The sequence below is a fragment of the Nonomuraea angiospora genome, from assembly GCF_014873145.1.
Taxonomy (GTDB): Bacteria; Actinomycetota; Actinomycetes; order Streptosporangiales; family Streptosporangiaceae; genus Nonomuraea; species Nonomuraea angiospora.
In genome coordinates this window covers 2631980-2658940 of record NZ_JADBEK010000001.1, presented here as the reverse complement: position 1 = coordinate 2658940, position 26961 = coordinate 2631980, and the positions used below count along the sequence as shown (strand labels likewise).

The 26961-nt window shown below is 70.8% G+C and carries 26 protein-coding genes and 1 pseudogene; 16 read left to right on the top strand and 11 right to left on the bottom strand.

Going from position 1 to position 26961, the window contains the following annotated elements:
• Positions 1-8 precede the first annotated feature (8 nt).
• Genes H4W80_RS12180 through H4W80_RS12160 form a run of 5 tightly spaced genes read right to left on the bottom strand, consistent with a single transcriptional unit; the run spans position 9 to position 5534 of the window.
• A complete protein-coding gene (locus H4W80_RS12180) occupies positions 9-1085 on the bottom strand; it encodes a thiopeptide maturation pyridine synthase (RefSeq protein ID WP_192785194.1) in 1077 nt (358 codons plus the stop codon).
• Positions 1082-2143 carry a lantibiotic dehydratase C-terminal domain-containing protein gene (locus tag H4W80_RS12175; RefSeq protein WP_192785193.1) on the bottom strand — a complete coding sequence of 354 codons (1062 nt, stop codon included), beginning with the start codon at positions 2141-2143 and terminating at the stop codon, positions 1082-1084. Before H4W80_RS12175 ends, H4W80_RS12180 begins: the two co-directional genes overlap by 4 nt.
• Complete coding sequence (locus H4W80_RS12170; protein WP_192785192.1) at positions 2136-4724, bottom strand: lantibiotic dehydratase family protein; 2589 nt, start codon at positions 4722-4724, stop codon at positions 2136-2138. The genes H4W80_RS12175 and H4W80_RS12170 overlap by 8 nt, the downstream gene beginning before the upstream one ends.
• A gap of 12 nt (positions 4725-4736) precedes the next feature.
• Positions 4737-4973 (bottom strand): hypothetical protein, encoded by a 237-nt coding sequence (locus tag H4W80_RS12165; protein ID WP_192785191.1) that lies wholly within the window; start codon positions 4971-4973, stop codon positions 4737-4739.
• Between the two features lie 45 nt (positions 4974-5018).
• The gene (locus tag H4W80_RS12160) at positions 5019-5534 is read right to left on the bottom strand and encodes a hypothetical protein (protein ID WP_192785190.1); all 516 of its coding nucleotides are present in this window, start codon (positions 5532-5534) and stop codon (positions 5019-5021) included.
• Positions 5535-6090: 556 nt separating this feature from the next.
• Between H4W80_RS12160 and H4W80_RS12155 the strand changes: the two genes are divergently transcribed.
• Complete coding sequence (locus H4W80_RS12155; protein ID WP_192785189.1) at positions 6091-6360, top strand: hypothetical protein; 270 nt, start codon at positions 6091-6093, stop codon at positions 6358-6360.
• On the opposite strand, the pseudogene H4W80_RS12150 reads toward H4W80_RS12155, so the two are convergent.
• Positions 6318-6708: pseudogene (locus tag H4W80_RS12150) on the bottom strand (IS5/IS1182 family transposase); the annotation flags it as partial. The gene H4W80_RS12155 and the pseudogene H4W80_RS12150 overlap by 43 nt on opposite strands.
• Positions 6709-6874: 166 nt before the next feature.
• Positions 6875-7828, bottom strand: coding sequence for a zinc-binding dehydrogenase (locus H4W80_RS12145; RefSeq protein ID WP_225963383.1), 954 nt, complete (start codon positions 7826-7828; stop codon positions 6875-6877).
• Positions 7829-7865: 37 nt separating this feature from the next.
• Between H4W80_RS12145 and H4W80_RS12140 the strand changes: the two genes are divergently transcribed.
• Entirely contained in the window at positions 7866-8498 is a 633-nt protein-coding gene (locus tag H4W80_RS12140; protein ID WP_225963382.1) for a TetR/AcrR family transcriptional regulator, read from the top strand.
• 359 nt (positions 8499-8857) lie between these two features.
• Here H4W80_RS12140 and H4W80_RS12135 read toward each other — a convergent pair whose 3' ends face one another.
• Positions 8858-9325 (bottom strand): MarR family winged helix-turn-helix transcriptional regulator, encoded by a 468-nt coding sequence (locus tag H4W80_RS12135; protein ID WP_192785187.1) that lies wholly within the window; start codon positions 9323-9325, stop codon positions 8858-8860.
• Positions 9326-9735: 410 nt separating this feature from the next.
• Between H4W80_RS12135 and H4W80_RS12130 the strand changes: the two genes are divergently transcribed.
• The 4 genes from H4W80_RS12130 (at position 9736) to H4W80_RS60590 (ending at position 11342) form a co-directional block, all read left to right on the top strand.
• On the top strand, positions 9736-10044 hold the full coding sequence (locus H4W80_RS12130; RefSeq protein WP_192785186.1) for a GNAT family N-acetyltransferase: 309 nt from the start codon (positions 9736-9738) through the stop codon (positions 10042-10044).
• A 30-nt stretch (positions 10045-10074) separates the two neighbouring features.
• Positions 10075-10497, top strand: coding sequence for a (4Fe-4S)-binding protein (locus H4W80_RS12125; RefSeq protein ID WP_192785185.1), 423 nt, complete (start codon positions 10075-10077; stop codon positions 10495-10497).
• 34 nt (positions 10498-10531) lie between these two features.
• Positions 10532-10675 carry an alcohol dehydrogenase catalytic domain-containing protein gene (locus H4W80_RS62635; RefSeq protein ID WP_318786826.1) on the top strand — a complete coding sequence of 48 codons (144 nt, stop codon included), beginning with the start codon at positions 10532-10534 and terminating at the stop codon, positions 10673-10675.
• 100 nt (positions 10676-10775) lie between these two features.
• Positions 10776-11342 carry a zinc-binding dehydrogenase gene (locus H4W80_RS60590; RefSeq protein ID WP_318786825.1) on the top strand — a complete coding sequence of 189 codons (567 nt, stop codon included), beginning with the start codon at positions 10776-10778 and terminating at the stop codon, positions 11340-11342.
• A 288-nt stretch (positions 11343-11630) separates the two neighbouring features.
• Here the strand turns inward: H4W80_RS60590 and H4W80_RS64510 are convergent, their stop codons facing one another.
• Together H4W80_RS64510 and H4W80_RS12110 are read right to left on the bottom strand one after the other, a co-directional pair.
• Positions 11631-11948: a DUF2255 family protein gene (locus tag H4W80_RS64510; RefSeq protein ID WP_378526107.1), complete on the bottom strand. Its 318-nt coding sequence runs from the start codon at positions 11946-11948 to the stop codon at positions 11631-11633.
• Between the two features lie 10 nt (positions 11949-11958).
• Positions 11959-12375: a MarR family winged helix-turn-helix transcriptional regulator gene (locus H4W80_RS12110; protein WP_192785184.1), complete on the bottom strand. Its 417-nt coding sequence runs from the start codon at positions 12373-12375 to the stop codon at positions 11959-11961.
• Between the two features lie 110 nt (positions 12376-12485).
• Between H4W80_RS12110 and H4W80_RS12105 the strand changes: the two genes are divergently transcribed.
• The 6 genes from H4W80_RS12105 (at position 12486) to H4W80_RS12080 (ending at position 18457) form a co-directional block, all read left to right on the top strand.
• Complete coding sequence (locus H4W80_RS12105) at positions 12486-13394, top strand: alpha/beta hydrolase (protein ID WP_192785183.1); 909 nt, start codon at positions 12486-12488, stop codon at positions 13392-13394.
• Positions 13395-13559: 165 nt separating this feature from the next.
• Positions 13560-14144, top strand: coding sequence for a TetR/AcrR family transcriptional regulator (locus H4W80_RS12100; protein WP_192785182.1), 585 nt, complete (start codon positions 13560-13562; stop codon positions 14142-14144).
• Between the two features lie 6 nt (positions 14145-14150).
• Positions 14151-15326, top strand: a complete 1176-nt coding sequence (locus H4W80_RS12095) for a GDSL-type esterase/lipase family protein (RefSeq protein ID WP_225963381.1) — start codon at positions 14151-14153, stop codon at positions 15324-15326.
• 256 nt (positions 15327-15582) lie between these two features.
• Positions 15583-16602 carry a hypothetical protein gene (locus tag H4W80_RS12090; protein WP_192785181.1) on the top strand — a complete coding sequence of 340 codons (1020 nt, stop codon included), beginning with the start codon at positions 15583-15585 and terminating at the stop codon, positions 16600-16602.
• Between the two features lie 4 nt (positions 16603-16606).
• Positions 16607-17017 (top strand): MarR family winged helix-turn-helix transcriptional regulator, encoded by a 411-nt coding sequence (locus H4W80_RS12085; RefSeq protein WP_192785180.1) that lies wholly within the window; start codon positions 16607-16609, stop codon positions 17015-17017.
• Positions 17018-17203: 186 nt separating this feature from the next.
• Entirely contained in the window at positions 17204-18457 is a 1254-nt protein-coding gene (locus H4W80_RS12080; RefSeq protein ID WP_192785179.1) for an SGNH/GDSL hydrolase family protein, read from the top strand.
• A 314-nt stretch (positions 18458-18771) separates the two neighbouring features.
• Here H4W80_RS12080 and H4W80_RS12075 read toward each other — a convergent pair whose 3' ends face one another.
• Positions 18772-20559 carry an ABC transporter substrate-binding protein gene (locus H4W80_RS12075; RefSeq protein WP_192785178.1) on the bottom strand — a complete coding sequence of 596 codons (1788 nt, stop codon included), beginning with the start codon at positions 20557-20559 and terminating at the stop codon, positions 18772-18774.
• 76 nt (positions 20560-20635) lie between these two features.
• Between H4W80_RS12075 and H4W80_RS12070 the strand changes: the two genes are divergently transcribed.
• Genes H4W80_RS12070 through H4W80_RS12055 form a run of 4 tightly spaced genes read left to right on the top strand, consistent with a single transcriptional unit; the run spans position 20636 to position 26949 of the window.
• Positions 20636-22639, top strand: coding sequence for a hydantoinase/oxoprolinase family protein (locus tag H4W80_RS12070; protein WP_192785177.1), 2004 nt, complete (start codon positions 20636-20638; stop codon positions 22637-22639).
• 1 nt (position 22640) lies between these two features.
• Positions 22641-24302: a hydantoinase B/oxoprolinase family protein gene (locus tag H4W80_RS12065; RefSeq protein ID WP_192785176.1), complete on the top strand. Its 1662-nt coding sequence runs from the start codon at positions 22641-22643 to the stop codon at positions 24300-24302.
• Positions 24299-25579, top strand: a complete 1281-nt coding sequence (locus tag H4W80_RS12060) for an MFS transporter (protein ID WP_192785175.1) — start codon at positions 24299-24301, stop codon at positions 25577-25579. Before H4W80_RS12065 ends, H4W80_RS12060 begins: the two co-directional genes overlap by 4 nt.
• Complete coding sequence (locus H4W80_RS12055) at positions 25576-26949, top strand: NAD(P)/FAD-dependent oxidoreductase (protein WP_192785174.1); 1374 nt, start codon at positions 25576-25578, stop codon at positions 26947-26949. Before H4W80_RS12060 ends, H4W80_RS12055 begins: the two co-directional genes overlap by 4 nt.
• Positions 26950-26961 lie beyond the last annotated feature (12 nt).

Genomic DNA, 26961 nt, shown 5'->3' with positions numbered 1-26961 from the left:
AAGGCGACTCAGCCGCTGAGCAGGTAATCGCGGGCCTTCTCCAGAGAGGAGATGCCATACTCCTCCTCCACCGCGGAGGCGATCAGATAGCAGAACAGGTACCGCTGGATCGGGGTGATGCCGAGCCTGGCCAGGTGCGCGTAGAGCATGTTGGCCACGAGGCGGTGGGCGAGGAACCAGTCCGATTCGAGGATCTCGGTGCGGTACCGGTCGGTAGACATGAGCACGTCGAAATAGTCGACCGGGTGGCGGCGGTCGACCACCGGCTGGTCGGGGAGGTCCAGGTCGATCTCCTTGCGGGCCAGCAGCGGGAGAGCGATCTCCTTCTGGCGGTGGGTGAAGGCGATCCAGTCGCGTACGTGCGGCGCCGGGTCGCCCGCGTCGATCGACGCGACCAGGTCGACCACCGTCGCGCGCATTTCCCTGGCGTTCTTGCGATACCTGGCTTCGAACGCGGCCGTGACCGCGTCCCGGTCCTCGCAGGACGAGGCGGCCGCTGCGGCGTGCGAGCGGTAGGACATGTAGCCGCGGCCGATCGGTGGGACGCTCACGTGCGCCAGGGCGATCATGAGGTCGATGGCGACCGCGAACAGCGCGAGCTCGCCCCGGCGGATCTTGTCCAGCGTGCCGAAGGCGAGCCTGGTGCTCTCCGCGGCGGCCGCGTCGATCAGGTTCGCCAGCGGCTGGCCGCCGAAGACCCGCAGCCGGTCGTCGTACGGCTCGGTCTGCAGGGAGTTGTCCGGGTACCAGGGCTGCAGCGGGCCGGTCTCGTGCTCGAGTACGACCAGCAGGCGGTGGGCGGCGAGTTGCTCGTGCTCGTCGAGGCGGGTGGTGGACGGGTGCTCGCGCAGATATCTGCTGATCGTTTCGGTCGCGACGGGGAGGATCTCGCGTTCCCAGTCCCGCAGGGTCGCGCGGAAGTTGAGCCGCAGGTGCGGTCCCTGGCGCCAGTGGCGGACGAGGTACGGCTGCTGCAAGAGGCCGTCCAGGTGCTCGAGCAGCGGGCGGACGCAGTCCAGGATCAGTCCGTCCTTGTCTTGGTCGTAGTAGCGGATCTGGATGCTGTGCCAGGGGAGGTCGCTCACGAGGTTCCCTCTTTCTGCGCCGGCCCGTCCAGGGTGACGGCGGTCAGGTAGCGCAGGTGCGCTTCTTCGACGATCGACAGGCCGAGCCGGTTGCAGAACAGGTGGACGCACCGGTTCAGCACGATCAGGACGTCGTGGCGTTCCGCATCCACCGAGGTGCTGACGCCGGCGAGGCCAGAGGGGCGCGATGCCCCCTCCCTGCGGGCCGGATGGAAGCCTCCGGCCCGCTGGAGCGCGACAAGGCGCCGGTGCAGGGTGTCGATCGAGCGCCACCATGCGCCGAGCGAGTCGTGAGCGTCGCGCGCGTCGAGGACACCGCCCGGGGGCGGCCCGTCGGCGGATGGAGCAGGGGCGTGGCTCTCGGACGAGACGGTGCGGCCGGCGATGAGCCGGCACCGTTCGGCCTGTGCGGTGAGGGCTTCGCGCTGTTTCGTGAAGATCTCCACCTGCCGGGCGCGGGCCGGTGCCGGATCCCAGCGGTCACGTTCCCTGGCCAGCAGGGGGCCCAGGCGGCGGGGGTCGGGTTCCCAGGCCACGAGGGCGAGCATCATCGCGGCGAGGGCGTGGCCCAGCCGCCGCCGGCGGTCGTGCTCGCCGCGCAGGATCGCCAGCGCGATCCAGCTGGAGTCGGTGAAGTGCCGCTCGACGGCGGCGACCGCCTGCGGCCCGCCGAACGTCGCGTACTCGGGCCGGTAGGCGATGGCCTCCACGTGGTCGTCGGGCCGCAGCCGGCGGTCGTAGGCGACCAGGCCCTCCTGCCGGGCGAACTCCTGGGCGAGCAGCGCGTAGCGCTCGCGGTCCCACGTGACCGTCGTCGGATACGCCGCGAGGTGCTCTTCCAGCACGGCTGTGGCGCGTTTCTCGATCATCACCGCGTCGTCGGGGACGCGCGGCAGAAGGCGGAGTCGCAGATGCGGGCCGCCCTCCCAGTACCGCAGGAAGAAGAACCGGTCGAGCCGTCCGTCCAGCTCCCGCACCAGGCCGTCGACGGCCGTGCCGAGCAGCAGGTCGGTGCCGGCCTGATGGAAGGCGTGCAGCGAGATCCAGCGGTCAGGCATGGCCTACCTCGACCACGTACTCGGTCACATGGCGGCGGCGGTCAGGGGGGCCGCCGTCTCCTTCCAGGCCGAGCGCCGCCTCGAAGTCCGGGAGCAGCTCACGAAAGACGACCACCGATCCGCTCGCGTCCAGCCCTCGGTCGAACAGCGTGACCAGCGCTGGGTCGGCCAGATCGAGATAGGTCGGTTTGGCGAGCCGCATCATGTGCAGCCTTTCGCGGACCGGCGCGCCGGGATCGCCCGAGGAGACGAAACAACGTTCCGGCAGGGAGTGCTCGGCGAACCAGGCCGCGAGCGCGAGCAGGTGCGCTGCAGCGGAGTTCTTGCCCCGGCGCGGGATTTCGCGCACCGGGACATACCAGGCGGCACGGGCTACGGTGACCCGCCCGACCGACACCCGGGCCGTACGCTCGACACGGGCCGGCACCGACTCCGGCGGACGGGAGAAGACCGACGCCAGCTCCATCACCGGGCTGGGCATGTCGCCGAAGAGCTGGAGCAAGAGGCGGGCCGTACGCGGCAGCAGCATGGGCGCGACCATCCCGGTGTACACCGGCCGGAGCCGGGTGCCGTGCCCGGCGTGCACCAGAACGAGGCCGTCGGCGCCGCACTCGTGCCGGACGGCCAGGTCCCGCAGGTCGAACGTGGCCGGGCCGCTCGGGACCACGCCCGGATAGCCGATCTCCTGGGCGGCCACCGGGGAACGCAGGTTGACGTTGCTGCCGAACAGCCCGGTGATCTCCACCGGCATGCCGCCTTCCGTCTCGAGCAGGCGGTTCTCGCCAGCAGGAACTCCGGCGACCCGCAGCAGGCGGTGCACGCGGCTGCGCATCGCGCCGTGCCCCGGGCCAAGACCGTTGAGCACCAGCCGCATCGGCGTGCCCTCCGGCGAGCTGATCGTCTGCACGAAGCACGACAGCGACCCCACCGGACGGACGAACTCGGGGCGGTCGGTGGCGAGAGCGGCCAGCACCGTCGGGTCGATGGTAAGCGCGTCCGGGGTCTCGGGCAGCAGCTCGCGCACCGCGGCCAGCGCCGCGGTCCGGGCGTCTCGAAGCTCGTCGAGCCGGGGCACGGCGGGCGTCCGGCCGGGCGGGTGCCGCTCCTGCCACGGGTACATGAGCGCGTGCAGCTCACCGGCCGGGGTGCCGGGTGCGGCCGGATGGGTTCGCTGTGCGAGCATTCGGTGGAACCGCCCGAACGGCACCTGCGCGCCGGCGCCGAACCACTCCGCGAACAGGTCGGCGGCGAGCAGCCGGGCGACGCCATCACGATCGAAGACCGCCGCGAAGTCGACGATCGCGTGCAGGTCGCCCAGGACGGGACGCCAGGCGGCCAGGCCCAGCCGCGGGCCGGGTGTGGTGACCACGGCGTTCTCGTGGAAAAGGTTGCGGTCCGGCAGGCGATCGGCATCGTCTCCGGCAAGCTCGGCGAACGCGGACCGTACCTTCCGCTGCAGCGCCTCACGTTCGGACACGCGGGCCGCCTCCGGGTAACGAGCGAGCGCCTCCTGTACGGCGGCCAGCGCTTTGCCCGCCGGATGCGTGCCGAGCCGATCGGTCAGGTCGGCGAGGTGCGCGGCGGCCTGGTCGGCGACCGGGGGGTGGAGTTCCAGCACTCCCAGGTCGACCAGCCGGTCGAGCGCGCCGCCGGCCTGGGTGCGGAGGTCGTCGTACGGCGGGTGCAGCAGCCGCCGGAGCGGTTGGGACGCGGCGATGCCGCTGTACGCGGCCTCCTGGCCGGTCACGTACCACAGGCGCCCGTCGTCCTCCTCGAGGCTCGGGTTGGGCCTGACCTCGAAGAGGGCGGCGAGCCCGCCGTCGGCGCGGGCCAGGTCGGTGAGCAGCCGCAGCAGCAGGGGCACGTTCGGCTCGACAGCGCTCCGCCACGCCCATGGCCCGTCCCAGCGGACCGGCTCGCCGTCGTCGCTCCACTGCCCCAGAGCCGCCATCATGAAGGTCGCGTGCGGGCTGGTCTTCGCCACGACGCGGGCCACGTACCTGGTGAGCCGGAGCGCGACCTGGCGCGGCGGGACGCTTCCGGGCGGCGAGGCCAGCCACTGGCGCAGCGCGGCGGACATCGCCGGTCCCGCCTGGAGCACGCCATAGCCGAAGGCGTCGGTGCCGACCCACCGGCGCAGCACTTCGTAGGTGCCCCGGCGCTCCTGATCGAGCAGGTCCGGCAGTTGCCGGACGAGCGCGTCATGCCGATCGAGGTCCGTGAGCCAGGCCGCGACGCGCGGACCGAGGCCGGAAGCGATCTCCACCGGCCAGGCACGGCCCGCCGGCCGCCTTGCGTTGTACAGCGCCCGCCGCAACGCCACCAGCGCCGAGCGCGCCGGGCCCGGCCCGACCGCTCCGATCACCGGCTCCAGTTCGTCCGCGAGCCGCCGGCCCTCGACGGCCAGCCGGCCACGGGCCGCGAGGATCTCCTGGACGCTCCGCCACGTGGCTGTGCACCTCAGCTCCGCGAGCGCCGTCACCGGTAGCGCGGCGACCCTGGCAACCACGCTCGCGTCCACCGTGCGGCGAGCCGCGTCGATCCCGACACGTCCCGGCAGGCCACGACGGGTCGAGACCATGTCCGGGAAGGCTTAGATGAGCCAGCTCGTACGGGCAATGCCCGAGGCACCCACTTCGGTGTTGCCGAGACCCATGCCCAGGGCCTTCACGAGATCCTCGCCGGGGAGCTCGACCGTCATCACGTCGAGCGCGTCCAGATCGAGGCGGAGCGGTTCATTGGTCGCCATCTGCACTCCCATTCTGACCCGCCGGAGCGGGCCATATCGGTGACGATCACCACCATAAGCACGGTCGACGATCTCGTCCATCCGACAAGGGGGCAATAAATGGGCAGAAAGCACGGAGGTCGAACATTAATCGACCCTCCGCGCTGCGGTGACGAGTGTCGCCACCTTTCCGACCAGGCAGGCGTCACCGTAAGTGTGATGACAGAACCAGTCAATTTCACGATGGTAAGAGATTGCTGTCCGCCGAAGTATCACCGATGCCCGTCGAAAGATTTCAGACGGGCGGAAGGGTGGTCCTGGAGTAAGCTTCGGAAGGTCGACGCGATTAAATGTTAAATGTTTGTTTCGCTGCCACGCGGCCGTGACACGAGGACTGCTGCTGCCGCCCGTGGGATCCGCCGGCGCGAGGGCCTGGGCACGATGGCCGATCCGGCGGAGCCGGCTGCGGCTCTGGTGGCCATGGGATTGCTGAAACGCCCGTTCGCCGCCGCCGAACTGGCGTCCGAGGCCGCGCGGGCCAGTGGGCGGGAGCTGCATCGGCTGGAGCCGGCGCACGCCCTGGAAGGCGCGGCCGACATACAGCTCCTCATGGCGGCGGGCGCTGCCATCGCCCAGCTCGTCACCCTCCATGATCACCAGCACGACGGGCACGTCACAGGGGCCCAACGGCGTAGTGGCCACCCGAGGGAAAGACGTCGTTGTATACGGCCGCCCCGTCCTCCTCGCCTGATGGCGACCCGACGGGCCGCCCGCGCGGCGACAGCGGAGATCGAGCCGGACACGATGCCAACGTTGAGTTTGCGTAGCTGGCCCTGCGTCTGCTCGGTCTGCTCGGAGGTCAACGCGTGTCCCTTCCAGGCTCGTGTCCACAGCCACCACATACAGTCCTCCATCCCGGGCTTCGGCTGTTGAAGCAGAGGCGGCGGCCCGAGCCACGGAGGAGGGGCCCCTGCGAACGGACGACACGACGGCCCTCTTGGATATGGGCGAAGACCACGCCGACATAGGGATGCTCTCCGTGATCAGGCGCCAGAGGCACGCCTCAGTGTGCTTCCACCTCGCCGAGTCCACCAGTGACACCACGTCATGATTTCGCTTGCGGAACGAGAGAGACCGGTGGTTGAAGCGACTGAACTAATGAGGGTGTTTGTCCAGTTCAGAAGACAGGCGCTGCGGGGGATGTCTATGGTCCCGGCTCATGATCGAAGGGGACGATTCCGAACGGGATCTCGCAGCGTTGCTCGTGCCGCGGGTGCAGGCGATCGGTCGGCCGGCGACGATGCGGCGTTCGTACGCCCACAACCTGCTGCGCTGGTTCCGGTTTGTGCGGGCGATCGACATGCCGTGGAATGAGGCCACCCGGACCGAGGCCCGTGACTTGTCGCGGTGGATCCAGATCACCGATAAGACCGACCGGCAAATGGATCACTTCAGACGCCGGGTGGTGGGGCGGTGGTCCCAGCGATAGCGGGTCGTCGAGCGTCGGATGAGCATGGGGAGCGTGACGAAAGCGGCGGTGAGGTATAGGGAGAAGTGCGGGCACACCCTTACGGGCTGTCTCGCCGGTGAAGCCGACTCGTCGAGCAAGGCGCGGGTCTTGGCACTGTCGTAGTCGAGATCGACGTTCACCTGCTCGGGGAGTGGTCCTACCTGGGCTTTCGTTGCTTCGAGGGTAGGGCCGAGCAGTGGTGAGTCGTGCTGGTCGGCGCCTGCGGCGACAATTCTCAAGGGGACCCCGGTCGCGTCGGAGGCCGAGCATCCGATCATCCGCTTGCAGCGCCAGGGCGTGGAACTGCTCCGATATGCCCATCTGCGAAGGGAGCCTCGCGGGTGGGTCGGCGCATGGTCATCGCGCGCGGGTAGCAGGGCGGCGATCTGGTCCCGCAGGGGGCGAGCAGGCAAGATGGCACAGCAGCCCGTCTTCAACCTCCATCGGCGCCGTACGGCACGGACGGAGGTTGTGACGGCGTCACACCAGCCGGTTACTTGAGATCGAGGACGGCTTTGCCGTGGAGGCGACGGTCGAGCAGAAGCTCGACCGCCTCGGAGTGGCGAGTCCAGGGGCCGCGCCAACTGATGCCCGGATCGAGGCTGCCTGCGGCGATCTCTCCGGCCAGCCAGGTCAGATCCGCAGAGAAGTCGGTGGTGGGGTCGCCGAAGAGGAAGAAGGTGCGGATCGACCGGTCGTGCCGTCCTCCGGTGCCCAGCAGAGCATCCGGTGACAGCACCGCGTCGGCCTCGGAGGAGCGGCCTACGCTGATGAGGCTGCCGCCGGCCGACAGGGAGGCGAAGGCGTCGACGAGATGCTGTCCGCCGACGTTGTCAAGAACGGCCGACACGGGCTGCTGCACGGCGGCCGGCTCCGGATGGACCTCGTGGGCGCCCAGGGCCCGCAGCCCGTCCGCCTGAGCGGTGCTCCGGCTGATGGCAACGACGTGCGCGCCGGCGCGGGCAGCCAGCTGGACGGCGTAGCGGCCGACGCCGCCGGAAGCACCGGTGACCATCACGCGGCGACCGAGCAGCGATCCCATCTGACGTAGCACGTGCAGGGCGCTCAGCCCGGCAACGGGAACGGTGCTCAACGCGCCGGGATCGGCGTCCTTCGGCGCGGTGCCGAGCAGGGCGGCGGGTACGGCCCGCAACTCGGCCCAGCCGGCCTCCCCTCCAAGGGTGACGACCCTCTCTCCCTCGGCCGGACCCGAACCGTCGGCGGCCGCCTGGACGACCACGCCGGCCGCGTCCCATCCGAGCACGGTGCCGTCCGGCATCTCCGGACGGGCGGCCTCATGGACCTCACCGAAGTTCAGCGAGACCGCCTCGACCCGCACGAGCGCCTCGTGGGCGGCGGGTCGCGGGGCAGGGACGTCCGTCAGTGACAAGTGTCCAGGTGAGGTGTGATCCACGACGAGTGCACGCACAGGAAGATTCCCTTTCATAAAGTGCCACAGTGTGGCGTTTGCTCCAGTAGAGCATATGCACGATCCCGGCGTCCTTGGTACAGTGATGGTGATGACGACCGTTGAACAGCCCGCCACCCTGCGCGAACGCAAAAAGCTGCGTACTCGCCAGGCACTGATCGACACCGCCATCACGCTCTTCGGCGAACGCGGGTTCGACGACACTCCGCTGGACGCGCTGCTGGAGCAGGTGGAGGTGTCCCGGCGGACCTTCTTCCGCAACTTCCACTCCAAGGAAGACGTGGCGCTCACCGCCGTCAAGCAGCTCTGGGACATCTACCTGGAAGTCTTGGACGGCATCGAGAAATCCGGGCCGCTGGCCGATGTTCTCCTCGCCGCCATGCTGACCACCCTGGAGCGCATGGACGAGGACTGGTACCGGCGCTTCCCGCTCACGCTCCGGCTGATCGCCGACTCACCCGCCCTCGACGGGCACACGCTGCGGCACTGCGCCGAAGTCCAAGCCGAGATCGCGTGCCGGCTTGACGAACAAAACCGTCTCGAACTGCGGCTCCTCATCGAGTTCTTCGTGGCCACCTGGCGCTGCGCTCTGGACGAATGGCTGCCCGACTGCACACCGGGCGAACTGCCCGCGCTCTTGCGCCGGGCCCGCTCAACCATGCACTCCGCCCTCAGCCTGGAGGCCTGAGCTCGTTCTGTGCCGCCCGGCCTTGCCGGTCGGTCCGAGTCCGCGCGCTCCGGTGGCGTGGCGGCGGCCCCACCGAATCCGGTGGCGGGCAAGGCAAAGCCGGGCCGAAGGTGCGCGGCGACCACCGCGGCCACAGTGAGAGCGTGCTGCGTGGCTTCTGCGACTTCCACCGCGACGCGGGCTCGGGTCCGATGATCAACCCGTTTCACCTCGTCCGGCCGGGTGGCCGTGCGCATGGCGGCGTGCCGGTGGGTACGGACGATGGTGGAGTCGACAGGATCGGCCTCGCCGTCGAGCGTGGCTTTCACGGCGCTGAGGTTCCATTCCGCCTCGCCGGAAGCGGCCTGCTGTCTGATCCGTCAGTCGGGCTGCTTCTCCATATGTGCGAGGACGCGGTTCGAGATCCGGGCGAGCGTGTCGAGTTCTTCGTGGGTGAGGGCGTTGATGAACAGTCGGCGGACGTGTTCGACGTGTACGGGCGCGGCGTCTTCGATCGCCTTGTAGCCGGCCGTGGTGGCGACGATGAACGCTCCTCGTCCGTCGTCGGGACATTCCTCCTTGGTCACCAGTCCGCGTTTCGCCATCCGCCCGACCTGGTGGGACATACGGCTCTTCTCCCACTCCACCAGCTTCACCAGGTCCATGAAGCGCATCCGCCCGCCGCTGGTTTCGGTGAGCTTGGCCAACACGATGTAGTCGGAGGCGGACATTCCGGAGTCAGCCTGGACTCGGCGGGAAAGCCGTCCGATGAGCTTCTCCTGCATGCGGATGAAACTGTCCCAGGCGGCCGCCTGCTCCGAGGTCAGCCAGCGAGGCGTTGCGTCCATGGAGGGAGCGTAGCGAGATCGTTGACAGCTCATCCATCCCTCCCTGTCGCGGCCGATTCTGAGTCAATGCCCAGAATGTCCGGAACCGCCGCCGGCACCGACACCCTTGACGCCTCATGGCTTGCGGCAAGTTGGGGAAGTGGACGGCTCCAGCGGGGGCCGCTTGGGCCAGGTGTCCATGCGCCCGGCAAGCGTCGACAGGGCGACGACTTGGCAACCAGTTGACGATTCAACGACCAGGCATCTAATGTAGATGACACATCAACAAAATAGGCTGGGGTAGTCAACCGGCCGGCCTGTACCCGGCTCGCTGCAGGCATCGAGATGTCGGTGCACCGCCTGAGGCCTGCTTGCTGATTTAGAAGTTGATGCATCAACTTGATTGGTGGAACAAGCCGTATGGAGGACACGTGTCAGTGGAAGTGATTGACGTTCCCGAGGCCAAGCGGTACGAGGCCCGGGTCGAGGGAGGGTCCAAGGTCGCGGGCGTCGCGGAGTACATCCGTACGACAGAACTCGTCGCGTTCGTTCATACCGAGGTTCCGCCGGAGTACGAGGGCAGGGGGATCGGGGCGGCGCTGGTTCGCACCGCCCTCGACGAGGCGCGCGCCGCGAACCTGCGGGTGCTGGCGACCTGTCCGTTCTTCGCGGGGTGGATCGCCCGGCACCCCGAGTACCAGGACCTGCTGTATCAGTCCCGCAGCAGAGTCAGCGACTGAACACCGGGCATGGCAGCGACGGAGGGCGGCATGAGCAGCGGAACCGAGAAGAAGGCGTACGTGGGCCGGTCGATCACCGTGACATTCGAGGCCAGGCGCTGCCTGCACGCCGCCGAATGCGTCCACGGTTTGCCCGAGGTCTTCGACCCGGGTGAGCGCCCGTGGATCCGGCCGGACGGCGCCGAGGCCGAGCGCCTGGCCGAAGTGGTGCGGCGCTGTCCCTCGGGTGCGCTGCAGTACGAACTCGTGGACGGAGGGACGGAGATTCCGGAACGGCCCACGCGGATCACGCGCAACACCGTCGGACAGTTGATCGCGCGCGGCGAGTTGAGCATGGACGCGGCGGCAGGCCCACGCGCGGAGACCAGGGCCGTTCTGTGTGGTTGCGGGCAGAGCCGTCTTCAGCCGTACTGCGACCACGCGGGACCATGCGGTCAGACAGCGTCGGGCTGACCCGCCCCCTGGGCCTGGACAGGTGCGGCTCGCGGTGCGGGCCGCGGGTGTCAACCCGATCGACTGGAAGATCCTGCGTGGCTACATGAGCCAGGTGATGCCCCTCGGCCTCCCGGGTGGGCTCGGATCCGACGTGGCCGGTGTGGTCGACCAGGTAGGCGAGGGCGTGACCGCGTAGGCGACGAGGTGCTGGGAACCTCCATCACCCGTCCTACGCCCAGTTCGCGCTCGCCGACCCGGCCGCGCTCGTCGCCAAGCCGGCCTCTGTCCCGTGGGAGGTGGCCGGAACCCTGGCCGGCGCGGGTATCACCGCCTGGGAAGCGCTGAACAAGCTCAAGGTCGCCAGGGGTGAGACGCTGCTGGTCCATGCCGCCGCCGGTGGCGTGGGCACGTTCGCCGTGCAGCTTGCCGTCGACCGGGGGGTGCACGTCATCGGCACCGCGGGCGAGGGCAACCACGAGCAGCTCCGCTCCTTCGGAGTGAAACCGGTCACCTACGGCAAGGGGCTGGTCGAGCACGTGCGGGGCGTCTCTCCGCAGGGAGTCGACGCGGTCCTCGATGCCTCCGGTCGCGGTGAGATCCCGGACTCGATCGAACTCGCCGGCGGCCCGGAACGTGTCCTCTCCCTCGTGGCCTTCGACGCGGCCGGGAGCGGTATCCAGATCCACATGACCGAGCCGGGAGCGAGCGGGCCCCAAGCGCTCGGGGACATCCTCGCCCTCATCAAAGCGGGGCGGCTGCGGGTGCCGATCCAGCGGACGTACCCCCTCGGCGAGGTGGCGGCCGCGCTGGAGGTCAGCCAGTCGGGGCACCTGGGCGGCAAGCTTGTACTGCTCCCTGCGTAAGGGCGCGACGCCCCGCGATCGTGATGCTCGGGTGCTGTGCGGCGGCCGCCGAGAGGCGGGTGTGCAGCCCCTGCCAGGACTCGGCGGCGAAACCGTCCCGTTCGTCTCGGCTCCGACTCCCGTGACGCGCTGGAGATGAAGTCGGGTTGACGCCGACGGCGCCGCCGCTCCTCGGCGCGTACCCGGCCCGTTCGAGGACGGTCACGCCGAGCCCGCGGTCGGCGAGTGCTGGCGAGGCGGCCAGACCGGCGAGTGATCCGCCGGCGAGGATCGCGTGGAGCGGCCGGCTCATGCGAGCGGGACCACTCGGAGTGTCGCTTCGCGTGCTGGTGAGCGGGTCATCCGGCAGACACCGGAGTCGTTGCCGTAACGCGAACGCAGGGCCTGGTCGACCGCCGCTTCACGCCCGCGGCCGGGGATGAAGGCCACTGCGAACCGTCGCCCGTCGACGTCGATCTCGCCCTGCCCTGAACGCACCGCACCTTGGTGCCAGGCGCCGTGCGTCCCGTGGAGCGAGCGGATGAGCTCGTCCTGGCCGAGGCGGACGTGTCCGACCAGTACGAGGGGTCGTAGTGTCCCGTCGGGGCGTGCTCCTGCGACGCGGATCAGGGTCGAGCTATTGCGCGGGCTCTAGCAAGGCCAGGAGAATCCGGTGCAGCTCGGCGCGATCACGAGGCGCGATCGTCGCCAGCCTGCGGTCGAACTCGGTCGCGAGCGATGCGAGCGCGCGGTCCCGCGCCGCTTCACCCTCGTCGGTCAGCACGAGCCGATGCCGCCGCAGGTCCGCATCGTCGATCTCGCGCCGCACGAACCCCTTGGCGACGAGGTTGCGCACGTAGACCGTCACGCTCGCCTTCGGAATCACCAGCTTCGCCGCCAGCTCTGCCGGGTACGGCGACGCCGCCACCTCGGCGAGCACGAAGAACTCCTTCGACTCCAGCCCGAGCTCGGCCAGCTCGGCGCTGCAGGCGTCCAGCACGACGGTCAGCAGGCGATGGTTCAGCGTCCACAGCTGTGCGGCGTCAATCGACACGCGCGCCCCTTCCTCCAGATGATACAGTCTCGTATTGGTTCAATATCGTACTATCGACCGCATCGAACTGACCGGCTATCGCACGAACCCTACGCGAAGGGACCCGTCAGATGCTCCAGCACATCACCATCCCGCGCGGACCGATCGAGCTCGCCGCCGACCTTCACCTCCCCGACGACGACGCCGCGCCGCGGCGCGCCGTCGTGCTGTCGACACCGGGCAGCAGCGTGAAGGAGCAGATCGGCGCGAACTACGCCGCCCGTCTCGCGGCCCGGGGAATCGCGGCGCTCGTGTTCGACCCCGCGCACCAGGGCCGCAGCGGCGGCGAGCCGCGCGACCTCGAGGACCCGTACCGCCGCTCCGAGGACATCTCGTACGCGATCGACGCCCTCGGCGCCGTCCCGGGCATCGACCCAGGGCGCATCGGCGTCCTGGGCATCTGCGCCGGTGGAAGCTACGCGGTGCACGCCGCCCGCACGGACCACCGCATCAGGGCGGTCGGCACCGTCGTGCCGAGCGACATCGGGGCGGCGTTCCGCGGCTTCCAGCCGGACGGCCCGGCAGCCGCCCTCGACGGCCTGGCCAAGTCCCGCGCTGAAGAGGCCCGCACCGGCGAGCCGGCGCGCGTGGCCTGGCTGCCCGATACCCTGGCGGATGCCGAGGCGCTCGGCGTGACCGACGTCGACACGCTCCAGGCGATCACCTACTACCGCACGGAGCGGGGCGGCAACGAGCACTCGACGAACCGCCGCCTCACCCGGAGCGACGCGCTGCTGCTCGGCTTCGACGCCTTCCACCTGGTCGACCAGCTCATGACCCAACCCCTCCAGGTCGTCCTCGCCGGACGACGCGGCACCACGGGCTCGTACGAGTCGGGCATGCGGCTGTGGGGCCTGGCGCCCAACCCGGTAGACCTCATGGTCATCGAGGGCGCCGGCCACTACGAGATGTACGACGAGCCGGAGTACGTCGATGCGGCGGTAGACCGGCTCGTCGGCTTTTACTCGGACAACCTGTAGGTCGGAGGGTCGCCCGGGCGGGATCGGCGCCGTCCGAGTTTCTTCGCCGTCAGGCCGAGCCGTCGGACCGGGGCGGATCCTGCCCCCGTGCCTGCGGTGAGACCGTCCCTGAAACGCGTCCCCTTCTGCATATAGGCGAATGCCTAAAGGGTGTAGGCTCGCAGTATGAACCGTGCTCCGCTCACCCCAGGCTCCGTGGTCGCAGAGGCGGCGGTGCTGGCCGACGAGCACGGCCTGGAATCGGTCACGTTGTCGGCGCTCGCACGGCGCCTCGGTGTGCGGACGCCCAGCCTCTACTCGCACGTCCGTGACCATGCCGCACTGCTGGACGGGATCAGCACCATCGCGCTGGGGGAGCTGGCCGCGCGCATCGCCGAGGCCGTCGCCGGCCGGGCGGGTCGCCCCGCGCTTGAAGGGCTTGCTCAGGCGCACCGGTCGTTCGCCCATGATCGTCCCGGTCGATGGCAGGCGCTCCAGCGCCGGGCGGGGCCCGCGGTCGTCGGTTCCGACGCCGCCCGGACGGTCGTCGCGCTCACGGACGCCGTCCTGCGGGACTACGACGTCCCGCCGAGCGAACGCGTCCACGCCGCCCGGCTGCTGGGCAGCACCATCAACGGCTACCTCTCACTGGAACACATCGGCAGCTTCGACCACAGGGAACCTGCCCCCGAGGTGTCGTGGCGCAGGACGATCGACGCGCTCGACGCCCTCCTGCGGGCATGGCCGACCGCCCCGGCCGCCGCCCCGTAGGCACTCATGGAGAAGAAGGAAGAGAACGTCATGCCCAGCACGTCCCTGACCGCGCCGTTCGTGCACGGCGCCGCCGAGCTCGAACGCACCGCGCGCGGCCTGCGCCCCCACCGCCTTCCCGGCTGGGTCCGGGAACGGTTCCCGGACCCGCAGCTCCTGATGGTCGAGGGCCAGCCCTCGGGCGTCCGCGTGGTGGTGACCACCGCCGCCCGCACCGTCTCGCTCGTGACCCACCCCCTGCGCGTGGCCTACCGGGGCGCGGACCGGCCGCGGGGCGCCGTCGACCTGGTGGTCGACGGCGAATCCGTCGCCAGCAGCGTGCTCGACGGCGGCGACGTCATCGAGGCCGACCTGCGCACGGGCGCCACCGAGCTGCGCCCCGGCCCGTCACACACCACGACGTTCAGCGACCTGCCGAGCGGCGACAAGCTCGTCGAGATCTGGCTGCCCCACAACGAGTCGGTCGAGCTGATCGAGCTCTGGTCGGACGCGCCCGTCGCCCCCGTGGAGCCGGCACGGCGCGTCTGGCTGCACCACGGCAGCTCCATCAGCCACGGGTCGAACGCGAGCGCGCCCACCCGGATCTGGCCCGCCGTCGCGGCCCGGCTCGGCGACGTCGACCTGCGCAACCTCGGGTTGGGCGGCAGCGCGCTGCTCGACCCGTTCCTCGCCCGTGTCATCCGCGACTCGCAGGCCGACCTGATCAGCCTCAAGCTCGGCATCAACGTCGTCAACCTCGACGGGATGCGGCTGCGCACCTTCGTGCCGGCCGTGCACGGCTTCCTCGACACGATCCGCGACGGCCACCCGACCACTCCGCTCGTCCTGGCCTCGCCGATCTTCTGCGGCATCCACGAGGACACCCCGGGGCCGGGCGCGGTGGACCCGGACACGCTCGGCACCGACCACGTCCGGTTCGTCGCCACCGGCCGCAGCGAGGAGCAGGCGCAGGGCAAGTTGACCCTCCGGGTGATCCGCGACGCGCTGGCCGAGATCGCCGGGCAACGGTCGGACGACCCGAACCTGCACTACCTGGACGGCACCACGCTCTACGGCCAGGACGACGCCGCCGAGCACCCGCTGCCCGACGCCCTGCACCCGGACACCGCCACCCACCGCCTGATCGGCGAGCGGTTCGCCCGGTACGCCTTCACCGAGAAGGGACCGTTCACGAGTTCATGAAGGCTTCGGCAGCGGCGCGGTGGCGAATCCTGCCCCCGATCGCGTTCGCCCTTGACGCCGGTGACCGCCCCATGCGCGTCTGCGCACTGCGAAAGGCTCATCGGCACGCTACGCCCGCGAACTCCTGGACAGCATGCTCCCGGGTCGAACAGCACGATAACGGTCTCCACAAAGGCATATGCGGAGCCGGCAGGCCGGAGGGCCGCCCTCTCCCGCAAATTTGTTCAGCAGACTGAGCATTCGCATAATAGTCAGCATGCTGAACAACTGGGGCGTGGGCCGGATCCTCACCTCGGGCGTGCTGGCCAGCGCCCTCATCACCGGGCTGATCTGGCTGCTCGGCCAGCGCCTGCACGGCATCACACTCCTGCCCGACCAGGGCGCATCCTGGTACTACTGGAAGCTGCCCGAGCCGACCGTGTGGACCCGGCTGTCGGCCTGGCTTCCCTACGCCGCCCACCAGCTCGCCCTGTGGGCCCTCATCTTCTACGCGCAGACCAGGGTGGGCCGCTACTCGCGCGGCCTGCATCCGGTCAACGTGATGGCGCTCGGCGTCAACACGGCCTTCATCGCCCTGCACATGGCGCAGACGCAGCTGTTCTACGACGGCCTGGCCCAGGACGTGTCCATCTTCAGCTCCCAGGGATCGGTGATCTTGCTGCTGGTGGTCGTCCTGCTCATGGAGAACCGCCGGCGCGGCCTGCTGTTCGGCAGGCCGCTGCCGATCAGCGCCCAGGTGGCGCGCTTCGCCCGCCGCTACCATGGCTACCTGTTCAGCTGGGCGGCCGTCTACACCTTCTGGTACCACCCCATGGAGGCCACCAGCGGCCACCTGATCGGCTTCTTCTACATGTTCCTGCTGCTCCTTCAGGGCAGTCTGTTCCTCACCCGCGCCCACACCAACCGGTGGTGGACCCTCACCCTGGAGCTGGCCGTCGCCGTCCACGGCACGCTCGTCGCCGTCATGACCAGCGGACCGGACGGGGCGTGGCCCATGTTCCTGTTCGGCTTCCTCGGCGTCTTCGTCATCACCCAGATGCACGGGCTGGGGCTGGCGCGAGTGGTGCGCTGGGCGCTCGGGCTGGCGTACGCCTTCGGCGCCCTCCTGGTGTACGGCCTGCGCCACGACCTGTCCGGCGTGCCGGCCGTGGGCCGGATCCCGGCGATCGAATACCTCCTGGTGGCCGTACTGGCCGCGATGATCTGGCTCTGCCTGGCGATCGCGAGAAGGCGGCGACCTCCTGAGCCGGTTCACGATCGCGGGGTGGGACAATGAGCCGGTGGCCGACATCGACTCCTGGCCCACCGGGCGGCTGCTGTCGGTGGCCGCGCGCCTGGTGGAGGGGCGTTTCCAGGAATTCCTCGCCGCCCACGGGCTGACTCACGCCGGCCTGATCGCCCTGCATCACCTGGCCGAAGGGCCGCTCACCCAGCGTGAGCTGGCAGGGCTGTGCCGCGTGACCGACCAGACGATGAGCCGGACGATCGAGCACCTGCGGCACGCCGGATACGTCGGCAAGCGGGCCGACGAGCGGGACCGGCGGCGCGTCTCGGTGACCATCACCGAGACGGGCACCGCGGCCCTGGCGCTCGCCCACGAGGCCGAGCGCACCTCGGAGCAACTGCTCGGCGCCGTGGACGACTACGAGCAGTTCAGGCAGCAGTTGATCAAGCTGATCAGCATCGCCTGAGCAGGCGGCATCCTGTCACCGGCCGGCCTGCCCCCCGACCGCGGCAATCGTCAACCTGAGCGTACGCCGACGAGATCGGCTCGGCGGAGTCCCGTTTCGGCAGGAGCAATGTTGACGCCGTTGGTGCGGCATGTTGTGATCCACACATGCGCATTTCGTACTTATTTAGTAGGAAATGAGGTGGTTATGAGGTTTCTTCAGCGTGCCGCCGCGGCTGTCATGCTCCTGGTGAGCGCGGCGGGCCTCCAGGTCGTGCAGGGTGGACCGGCGCAGGCGGCTCTGCCCACCGCCGCCGTCGCGCTCGGCGACAGCTTCGTCAGCGGGGAGGGCGCGGGGGACTACCAGCCCGTCGTCGACGCCTCGGGTACGGCACAGGACTTCCCCGGCTGGTCGGCGGCCAACAGCAACGCCTACTTCTGTCACCGGTCGGCGAACGCCTCGGTGTTCACGGCGTCGCTCCCGGGCATTCAGCAACGTTTCAACCTCGCCTGCTCCGGCGCCCAGCCCGCCGACATCGCCAACCCCGCAAGCGTCCGGCCCGAGGGCCGCGCCGTCGCCTCGCAACTCGATCAGCTGCGCGCCCTCGCCCAGACGCACGATATCGACGTCGTCCTCGTCGGCCTCGGCTCCAACAACACCCAGTTCACCTTCGGCGACGTGGCCACGCTGTGCGCCAACCGCTTCATCGCCGACGCCTGGACAGGCTGGTGGGAGTTCTGGGCCTATCTGAAGGGCGAGGTGCCGCAGAGGCCCTGCACCGCCTCGGACCTGGCCACCGACGCCGAGGTCGCCGCCGCCACCACCGAGACCACCGCGGCCCTGCGCCAGATCCTCGACACCCTCGCCGAGATCGACGCCGACGGCACCCACCAGGTGATTCTGCAGACCTACACCAACCCGCTGCCGCCCGACATCGCCCCGGAGTACCACGAAGAGGACGGCCGCACCGACACCCGCGACAAGTTCCGCGCCCTCGGCGCCGAGCGCTACGCCGCCGGGTGCCCGATCCACCGTGCGAGCCTCGCCCCTGGGCAGGTGTTCTCCCAGAACCTCGGCTCCCTGGTCAAGAACGCGTATGCCACGCTGGCAGCCGAACGCCCGGCGGCCGACCTGCGCGTGCTGGACGTCCAGAGGGCTTTCGACGGGGCCAGGCTCTGCGAGAACCCCGGCAGCCCGGCGGGCGCGCTCGCGACGCCGGTCCGGGTACAGGACGGGCCGTCCGGCACGTTCATCACAAGCCTGTCCGGCTGGGACAAGATCGGTATCCAGCGGGCGGCGAACACCTGCGTCACCTACTTCCAGACCTGCCAGGAGTCGTGGCACCCCAACGCCGCGGGCCACACGGTCCTCGGCCAGTGCCTGACCGGCGCCTTCGCCGCGGCGCCCCGCGCGATCGTCACGTGCGCCCGCGACACGGACGGCACGCTCACCATCTCCTGACGTCTCCTCAGCTTCGCGTCCGGCTGTCCGGGCCGGACGCGTCGCGAGACAGGCGATCGGTCCGGGCAGCGCGGCGGGTACGGCGCCGCCCGAACTGCCGTCGGCGCAGGCGCACCGCTGGGTGTTGCTGCCAGCACTGGCCCGCTCGGCGATACCACCCCGGGGACATAACCACACCCGACGAACCGGATCTCAACCATCGCTGCCGACACCACGCACCGCACTGGACGAACCGCGCCGGGCCGGGCACCGAGCAGCCAACCGGGCAGCCAACCGGGCGGCCACATCCGCCAAGCAGGGTCGGCGACCCGCGCCTATGCGACCATCCACGGGGGCCGGCGGAAGGTGGCCTCCGCGTACGGCGTCGGCCCGATGACCCGGTGCGCCCCATCCTGGATCTGGAAGACCAGGTGCGCCTGCCCCAGCGACGGATCCAGGATCTCGTCGGGGAACGCCACGCTCGTCTGCCCGCCTCTGTCCAGGTCGTACGCGCCATTCACCCCCCGATACACCATCGTCCGCAGATCCCGGCCCACCAGGCCGAAGTCGTGCGGGCGGCCGTGCGCCGACCACGCCAGGGCCAGCAGGTTGATCTGGTCGTAGGCCGCCCCGGCCACCGATCTCCCGGGTGAGGCGCCGTACCGCTCCCTGAAGCGCTCGGCGAACGCCCGTCCCTTGCTGTCCCCGTACAGGCCCGAGACCGTCGCCCACACCACGCCTTCGGCCGCTTGCCCGGCCAGCTCCAGGTACTGCGGCACCGCGGGCGTGTAGACCATGTACACCAGCGTCGGCGAGGGCTCCTGGGCGAACGCGCGCTGGAACGCCGCGGCCTGTTCGGCCAGGTGGTGGGTGACCATGACCGCGCCGGGCGCGTGCGCGCGGATCGCGGCCAGGGCCGGGCTCCAGTCACGGTAGGGAGGCGTCAGCCGGACCACGAAGTCGATGGCCAGCCCCGCCTGCTCCACCAGCCGCGCCGTCTCCTCGTTGAACGCCTGCGTGTCCGGCATCGTCGTCTCCACGAAGCCGACGCTGCGCCTGCGCAGCCGCAGACCGCGCAGGAAACGGGCGAAGCCCTTGCCGTAGTTGGCACGCGTCGGGCCGGTCTGGAAGATCCGGCCGAACCGGTCCGGCTCCTGCCGCACCCAGCCGGCCTGCAGGTCGCTGGTGCCGATGTTGAGGTACGGGGCGCCGTAGTCGGCCGCCATCTCGTACGAGGCCCGCTCGTCGGTCAGCAGGTAGCCGCCGACGATGGCCGGCACCTCCCGGGCGGCCAGCTCGGCGAGCCCGGCGGAGACCGAGTCCGCGTCGAGGGCGTCCACCGCGCTCACATGCGTGCGCACCGGCCGGCCCGCCACGCCGCCGCGCGCGTTCAGCTCCTCCACGGCCAGCTCCGCCCCGCGCCGCATCTGCTCGCCGTCGTCGCTCGACCCGCCGACCAGCGGCAGCAGCAGCCCGATCTCGAATGGCGAGACCGCCCGCCGCCGCGCCACCCCGGTGGTGGTGAAGCTCGGCAGCGGTCCGGGAGAACGCATCAGCCGGTCCACCGCGCCCACCGCCAGCGCGGTCAGCTCCGGGCACCCGTGGGGAACCGGCAGCCTCAGCAGCCCGTGGTCCACCGCGAACGCCGCGACCCCGCCGCGCGTGGCCTGCCCGAGCTTGGCCAGCACGCTCTCCACCTGCTTGGCCACGGTACGCGGGCTCGAGCCGAGATAACGCGCCACGGCGGTGTTGGTGAGCCCGCCCGCCATGAGCGTCAGCACGTCCAGCTCCCGCGGCGTCAGCCCGAACGGAGGTGGCACGTCCGCCGCGGAGACCACCACGTCACCCGTCTCCCACGCCACCGTCATGGAGGCGTGCGTCCACAGCTCGTCCCCCTCGACCAGCAGGAATGTGACCGCGTCGCGTCCCGAGCGCAGCAACGCGGTCGCGGCGCGCGCCAGGACCGGCCGCCCGCGCAGGTCGGCCCCGATGCGGTCGAGCGGCTGGATCTCGCCGTCGGGGGAGACCCGCGCCATCCCAGGCTCGGCCATGCCCTCGGCCGGCCCTCCAGGGGGGACCTTGGCGGGGCGGGGCGTGCCCTCATATCTCGGCGCGTGCGGCATCTCCATAGGTTAAACGACGTATTGCCGCAGATAGTGGCCTATGTGACCGTTTCTCCATTCAACAGGGAGGAACGCGATGAGACTTGGTGTGGAGTGTGGCGGCACTTTCACCGACCTGGTGCTGCTGGACGACGCCGGGAGGCTCGCGGCCACGGGAAAGGTGTTCTCCACCCCGTCCGACCCTTCGGTCGCGGTGCTGGAGGCCATCTCCCGCCTGGAGGCCGTGGACCTCACCGGCGCGCCGCTCCTGCACGGTTCGACCGTCGCGACCAACGCCGTGCTCGAACGCAAGGGGCCGCGCCTGGGCCTGATCGTCACCCAGGGCTTCCGCGACGTGCTGGAGCTGCAGCGGCACGACAGGGACGTGATGTACGACCTGCATTACCGCAAGCCGCGTCCGCTGGTCCGCCGCGAGCTGGTCCGCGAGGTGCCCGAGCGGCTCGACGCCACGGGCAAGCCGCTGCTGGCGCTCGACGAGCCGGCCGTACGCGACGCGGTGGCCGAGCTGGCCGGGCTCGGCGTCACCTCGATCGCCGTGTGCTTCCTGCACAGCTACCGCAACCCCGCCCACGAGCAGCGGGTACGCGAGATCGCCGCGGAGGTCGCGCCCGCCCTGGACGTGTCGCTGTCCAGCGAGGTCGTGGCCGAGTTCCGCGAGTACGAGCGGGCCAGCAGCACCACCGTTGACGCCTTCGTCAAGCCGACCGTCGACGGCTACCTCAGCCGCCTGGAACGTTCCCTCGCCGATCGCGGCATGGGCGAGCTGTCGATGATGCAGTCCAACGGCGGCGTCGTGCCCGCCGCGTACGTGCGGCGGCGGCCGATCCACGTCCTGCTCTCCGGCCCGGCCGCCGGGGTGGCGGGCGCCGTCGCGGTGGCCGCCGCCGCGGGCTTCGCCGACATCGTCACCATGGACATGGGCGGCACCAGCACCGACGTCTGCCTGGTCACCGGCGGTCGCCCCCAGATCACCACCGAGTCGATGATCGACCGGATCCCGGTCAAGCTGTCGATGGTGGACATCGCCACCGTGGGCGCGGGCGGGGGCAGCATCGTCGGCCTCGACCCCGGCGGCATGCTCCAGGTGGGTCCGCGCAGCGCGGGCGCCGATCCGGGCCCGGCCTGCTACGGCAGGGGCGGCGCCGCGGCCACGGTCACCGACGCGAACGTCACCCGTGGCCTCATCCGCCCCGGCCATTTCCTCGGCGGCCGGCACGCCCTGGACCCCGAGGCGGCGATCTCCTCGTTGACGCCCCTGGCCGCGGAGCTCGAACGGATCCCCGCCCAGCTCGCCGAGGACGTCTTCCGCATCGCCAACGTCGCCATGGCCGGCGCCATCAGGCTCGTGTCCACCGAGCGCGGCCACGACCCGCGCGACCACACGCTGGTCGCCTACGGCGGCGCCGGCCCTCTGCACGCCGCCGCGGTCGCCGACGAGCTGGGCATCACGTCCGTGCTGGTCCCGCCGCACGCCGGGCTCATGTCCGCGTACGGGCTGCTCAGCTCCGACTTCCAGCGCCGCTTCGCGGTCACCCGCGTCGCGGACCTGGACGGGCTGGCACCGCAGGAGCTGGACGAGGTGTTCGCCGAGCTGCTGGCCGAGGCCGGGAAGGAGATCACCGCCCAGGGCGTCGACCTCGGAGGCGTGGTCGCCGAGTACGAGCTGGACCTGCGCTACCGGGGTCAGGGCTTCGAGCTCACCGTCCAGGTGCCGCAGGGTGTGTCCCCCGGGGAGGCGGCGGGCCTGTTCCACGAGGCGCACACGCTCAGGTACGGTCACAGCACGCCGGACAAGGCCGTCCAGGTGGTGACGTACCGGCTGACGCTCAGGGTGCCGCGCGAGGACACCGCGCTGCCCGCCGTACCGGTGGAAGGGCCCGCGCGCCGCGAGGACCTGCCGGTCGTGATCGGCGGCGAGGAGCGCAGCTGCGCCTTCCTGTGGCGGGCGTCGCTCCCGCCCGGCTTCACGGCCGAGGGGCCGGCGGTGGTCGAGGAGGAAACCGCCACCACGTACGTGCCCCCAGGCTGGACGGCCACCGTTGACCCCGCCACCAACCTCCTGCTCACCAGGGAAGCCTGACATGACCGTGGACCCCATCACCCTGAACATCGTCGGCACCGCCCTGGCGGCCATCCCGCGCGAGATGGCGGCGAACCTGCGGCGGGCCGCGTTCTCCTCCGTCGTGCGCGAGGCCCGCGACTACGCCGTGGCCCTCGTGGACCCGCGCGGCAACGTGGTCAGCCAGGCCGAGGCCATCCCCATCATGACCGCCGGCATCTCGCACGCCATCGCCGCCGTGCTGGCCGAGATCGACCCCGCGGCGCTGACCGGCGACGACGCGATCCTCTACAACGACCCCTTCCGCGGCGGCCAGCACCTGCAGGACATCTACCTGTTCACGCCGATCTTCCACGAGGGCACGCTGGCCGGCTTCGCGGCGAGCGTGGCGCACCACGTCGACATCGGCGGCGGCGAGCCCGGACTGACCATCAAGGCCAGGGAGGTCTACCAGGAGGGCATCCGCCTGCCGGGCCGGCCGTTCTCGGTCTCGCGCGACTGGCACGGCGGCTTCGTGGAGCAGCTCTTCCGGCTCAACGTACGCGTGCCCGACCTGGTGGTCGGGGACCTCAACGCGCAGTTCGCGGCCAACAACGTGGCCGCGGAACGACTGCGCGAACTGGTCGCCAGGCACGGCCACGAGCTGACCGCCGCCGTGATGGACGAGCTGCAGGACTACGCGGAGCGGCGGCTGCGCGACTCCATCGCGGAGATCCCCGACGGCGACTACACGGCCGAGGAGATCATCGACGCCTCCACTTGGGGCGGCGACCGGCACCACGTCAGGGTCGCGGTCCGGGTGCGGGGCTCCGACCTGGAGGTCGACTTCACCGGGACCGACCCGCAGGTGCCGGCCAACCTGAACTGCCCGTTCGCCTCGACGGTCTCCTCCGTGCAGAGCGCGATCCGCGGCCTGCTGCGCGACAAGGACATCCCGTTCAACGAAGGCTGCAACCGGCCCATCAGGGTGAGCGCGCCGTACGGGTCCATACTCAACCCGGCCGCGCCCGCCGCCGTGCGCGCCCGGCTCACTCCGGCCAGCCGCGCGTTCGACGCCGTCATCAGAGCGCTCGCCGAGGCGCTGCCCGACCGGGTCGTCGCCACCGGCTACGACACGACCAGCGCGGCGGCCCTCAGCTACCTCGACCCCCACAGCCACCAGTACGAGGTGGTGCTGGAGGTGCTCGGCGGCGGCTGGGGCGCCGGAGCGGCGGGCGACGGCGCGGACGCGCTCGACAACCCCATCTCCAACTGCGCCAGCGCTCCCGTCGAAGCGCTGGAGATCGACTACTCGCATTTCAGGGTGACGGAGTTCGCGCTCATCCCCGGCTCGGGAGGCGACGGGCGCAACCGCGGCGGCCTCGGTTTCGTCCGCACGTACGAGGCCACCAGGGACGGCGTGACCTTCTCCGCCTACTCCGACCGGCACCGTTACGGCGCCCGCGGCCTCTTCGGCGGCGGCGACGGCGCCACCGGCGGGCTCGAGGTGACCAGATCCGACGGAACCGTACAACGGCTGTCCCACATCGACGCGGTCACGCTCGCCGCGGGCGAGCGGGTCAGCCTGCGCACCGGCGGCGGCGGAGGCTACGGCCCGCCGGCCGAACGCCCGGCCGTGCGCCGCGAGGCCGACCTGCGGGACGGCCTGATCGTGAACGAGCCCGTGAAGGAGACCCCCCAATGACCACATCACCGCAGATGCGCAGGGTCGCGCTCGCGTCCGCGCTCGGCACCAGCATCGAGTGGTACGACTTCTTCATCTACACGACCGCCTCCGCGCTGGTCTTCAACAAGCTGTTCTTCCCGACGCTGTCCCCGGTCGCGGGCGTGCTGTCCGCCTTCGCCACCTACGCCGTCGGCTACGTCGCCAGACCGCTGGGCGCGATCGTGTTCGGCCACTTCGGCGACCGGATCGGACGCAAGAAGTCGCTGGTCTGGACGCTGCTCATGATGGGCGGCGCGACATTCCTGGTCGGCTGCGTGCCCACGCACGAGACCATCGGCACGCTCGCGCCCCTGCTGCTGGTCCTCCTGCGCTTCGTCCAGGGCTTGGCGGTGGGCGGCGAGTGGGGCGGCGCGGCGCTGATCTCCGTCGAGCACGCGCCGCGGGGGCGGCGCACGTTCTTCGGCGCGTTCGCCCAGATCGGCTCGCCGGTCGGGCTGCTCCTCGCGACCACCATGTTCGCGGTGCTGAACGGGGTGCTGAGCGCCGGCCAGTTCGAGGCATGGGGGTGGCGGGTGCCGTTCCTCGTGTCCATCGCGCTGGTCGTGGTCGGGTTCGCCGTGCGCATGAAGATCGAGGAGACGCCGGACTTCGAGCGCTCCGCCCGCTCCGAGGCGCTGCCGATCGTCGAGTGCCTGCGCACGTCGTGGCGGCAGATCGTGGTCGGGCTCGCTATCTTCGTCGGCGGCTTCGTGGCCTACTACGTGCTCACCACGTTCATGCTCGCCTACACCACGACCCAGCTCGGGCTGCCCAAGTCGGCCGCGCTGGCCGGGCAGATCGTGGCCGCCGCCGTGGAGGCGGCCCTCATGTTCGTCTTCGCCTCCATGGGTGACCGGTACGGCAAGGGCAAGGTCATCGCGTGGGGCGCGGTCGCCGGGCTCGTGTGGGCGGTGCCGCCGTTCTGGCTCTTCGGCACCGGCAGCACGTTCTGGCTCTGCGTGGGCGTGGGCGTCGGCCTGATCGGCGTGACCGCCACGTACTCCGTCGGCGCCGCCTACGTGGCCCAACTCTTCGCGCCTCGCGTCCGTTACACCGGCATGTCGCTGTCGTACCAGCTCGCCGGGGCCATCGGCGGCGGGCTCGTGCCGCTGTTCGCCACGGCGTCGCTGGAGTGGACGGACGGCCAGTACTGGCCGGTCGCGTTGGTGACCGCGCTGTTCTACGTGTTCACGCTGGCCGGCCTGCTCATCGGGCGGGTACGCGTCGCCGCCCCCGCCGTGGAGGCGGCACTGTGACGCTCAACGGAGGTGTCTCGCACTGGTACCGCGAGATCGGACTTCCGGCCAGGCGCCCGCCGCTCGACGGGTCCACCGAGGCCGATGTGTGCGTGGTCGGCGCGGGCTACACCGGCCTGTGGACGGCGTACTACCTGAAGAAGGCCGACCCCGGGCTGCGGATCGTGATCCTGGAGCGTGAGTTCGCCGGCTACGGCGCCTCCGGGCGCAACGGCGGCTGGATCACCGCCGCCCTGGCCGGCTCGCGCCGCCGCTTCGCCGCCACCCACGGGCGCCAGGGCGTCATCCGCCTCCAGCGAGCCATGAACGCCGCCGTGGATGAGATCATCGCGGTCGCCGCGGCCGAGAACATCGAGGCCGACATCGTCAAGAACGGCATGCTCAGGGTCGCGCACGCGCCCGCTCAGCTGCCCAGGCTCCGCGCGCAGGTCAACGCCGCACAGGCGTGGGACGACGACGTGGTGCTGCTCGACGCCGAGGAGACGGTCGCCAGGATCGGCGTCGCGGGCGCACTCGGCGCGTCCTTCACACCCCACTGCGCCCGCCTGCAACCGGCCAAGCTGGTGCGGGGGCTGGCGCGGGCCGTCGAGCGTCTCGGCGTGCCGATCCACGAGTCCACGCCGGTGACGCGGATCGCGCCGCACACGGCCGAGACGCCGTACGGGACGGTCCGCGCCTCGTACGTGATCAGGGCGACCGAGGGCTTCACGGCGGGCCTGGCCGGGGAGCGGCGCACGTGGCTCCCCATGAACTCCTCGCTGATCGTCACCGAGCCGCTCCCCGACCAGGTCTGGGACCGGATCGGGTGGGCAGGTGAAGAGCTTCTCGGGGACATGTCCCACGCCTACATCTACGCGCAACGCACCGCGGACGGCCGGATCGCGATCGGCGGTCGCGGGCGCCCGTACCGGTTCGGGTCCAGGACCGACTCCGATGGGCGCACCCACGCCTCCACGGTGCGCCAACTCCGGGACGCGCTCGCGCGGCTGCTTCCCGCCACGCTCGGTGCGGGGATCGCGCACGCCTGGTCGGGCGTGCTCGGGGTGCCGCGCGACTGGTGCTCGACGGCGGGGCTCGACCGGCGCACCGGCCTCGGCTGGGCGGGCGGCTACGTGGGGCACGGGGTGGCCACCACCAACCTCGCCGGCCGTACCCTGCGTGATCTGGTGCTGGGCGACGAGACGGAGCTGACGGGCCTGCCGTGGGTGGGGCGGAGGGTCCGCCGGTGGGAGCCCGAGCCGTTGCGGTGGCTGGGGGTGAGAGGGATGTACGCGGCGTACCGGGAGGCGGACCGGCAGGAGACGGCCGGGGGCCGCGTGACCACCTCGCCCGTCGCCAAAGTGGCGGACTGGGTGGCACGCCGCGAGTGAGACCCCATGGCC

What these genes read in the sequence shown, in the direction of transcription:
- H4W80_RS12145 (WP_225963383.1), bottom strand. Translation starts at nt 7,828, where the DNA reads ATGAAAGGGAATCTTCCTGTGCGTGCACTCGTCGTGGATCACACCTCA.
- H4W80_RS12065 (WP_192785176.1), top strand. Translation starts at nt 22,641, where the DNA reads ATGACCGTGGACCCCATCACCCTGAACATCGTCGGCACCGCCCTGGCG.
- H4W80_RS12170 (WP_192785192.1), bottom strand. Translation starts at nt 4,724, where the DNA reads ATGGTCTCGACCCGTCGTGGCCTGCCGGGACGTGTCGGGATCGACGCG.
- H4W80_RS12075 (WP_192785178.1), bottom strand. Translation starts at nt 20,559, where the DNA reads ATGCCGCACGCGCCGAGATATGAGGGCACGCCCCGCCCCGCCAAGGTC.
- H4W80_RS12070 (WP_192785177.1), top strand. Translation starts at nt 20,636, where the DNA reads ATGAGACTTGGTGTGGAGTGTGGCGGCACTTTCACCGACCTGGTGCTG.
- H4W80_RS12090 (WP_192785181.1), top strand. Translation starts at nt 15,583, where the DNA reads ATGCTGAACAACTGGGGCGTGGGCCGGATCCTCACCTCGGGCGTGCTG.
- H4W80_RS12165 (WP_192785191.1), bottom strand. Translation starts at nt 4,973, where the DNA reads ATGGACGAGATCGTCGACCGTGCTTATGGTGGTGATCGTCACCGATAT.
- H4W80_RS12135 (WP_192785187.1), bottom strand. Translation starts at nt 9,325, where the DNA reads ATGGACGCAACGCCTCGCTGGCTGACCTCGGAGCAGGCGGCCGCCTGG.
- H4W80_RS12060 (WP_192785175.1), top strand. Translation starts at nt 24,299, where the DNA reads ATGACCACATCACCGCAGATGCGCAGGGTCGCGCTCGCGTCCGCGCTC.
- H4W80_RS12080 (WP_192785179.1), top strand. Translation starts at nt 17,204, where the DNA reads ATGAGGTTTCTTCAGCGTGCCGCCGCGGCTGTCATGCTCCTGGTGAGC.
- H4W80_RS12125 (WP_192785185.1), top strand. Translation starts at nt 10,075, where the DNA reads ATGAGCAGCGGAACCGAGAAGAAGGCGTACGTGGGCCGGTCGATCACC.
- H4W80_RS12175 (WP_192785193.1), bottom strand. Translation starts at nt 2,143, where the DNA reads ATGCCTGACCGCTGGATCTCGCTGCACGCCTTCCATCAGGCCGGCACC.
- H4W80_RS12105 (WP_192785183.1), top strand. Translation starts at nt 12,486, where the DNA reads ATGCTCCAGCACATCACCATCCCGCGCGGACCGATCGAGCTCGCCGCC.
- H4W80_RS12140 (WP_225963382.1), top strand. Translation starts at nt 7,866, where the DNA reads ATGCACGATCCCGGCGTCCTTGGTACAGTGATGGTGATGACGACCGTT.
- H4W80_RS12155 (WP_192785189.1), top strand. Translation starts at nt 6,091, where the DNA reads ATGATCGAAGGGGACGATTCCGAACGGGATCTCGCAGCGTTGCTCGTG.
- H4W80_RS12100 (WP_192785182.1), top strand. Translation starts at nt 13,560, where the DNA reads ATGAACCGTGCTCCGCTCACCCCAGGCTCCGTGGTCGCAGAGGCGGCG.
- H4W80_RS12095 (WP_225963381.1), top strand. Translation starts at nt 14,151, where the DNA reads ATGGAGAAGAAGGAAGAGAACGTCATGCCCAGCACGTCCCTGACCGCG.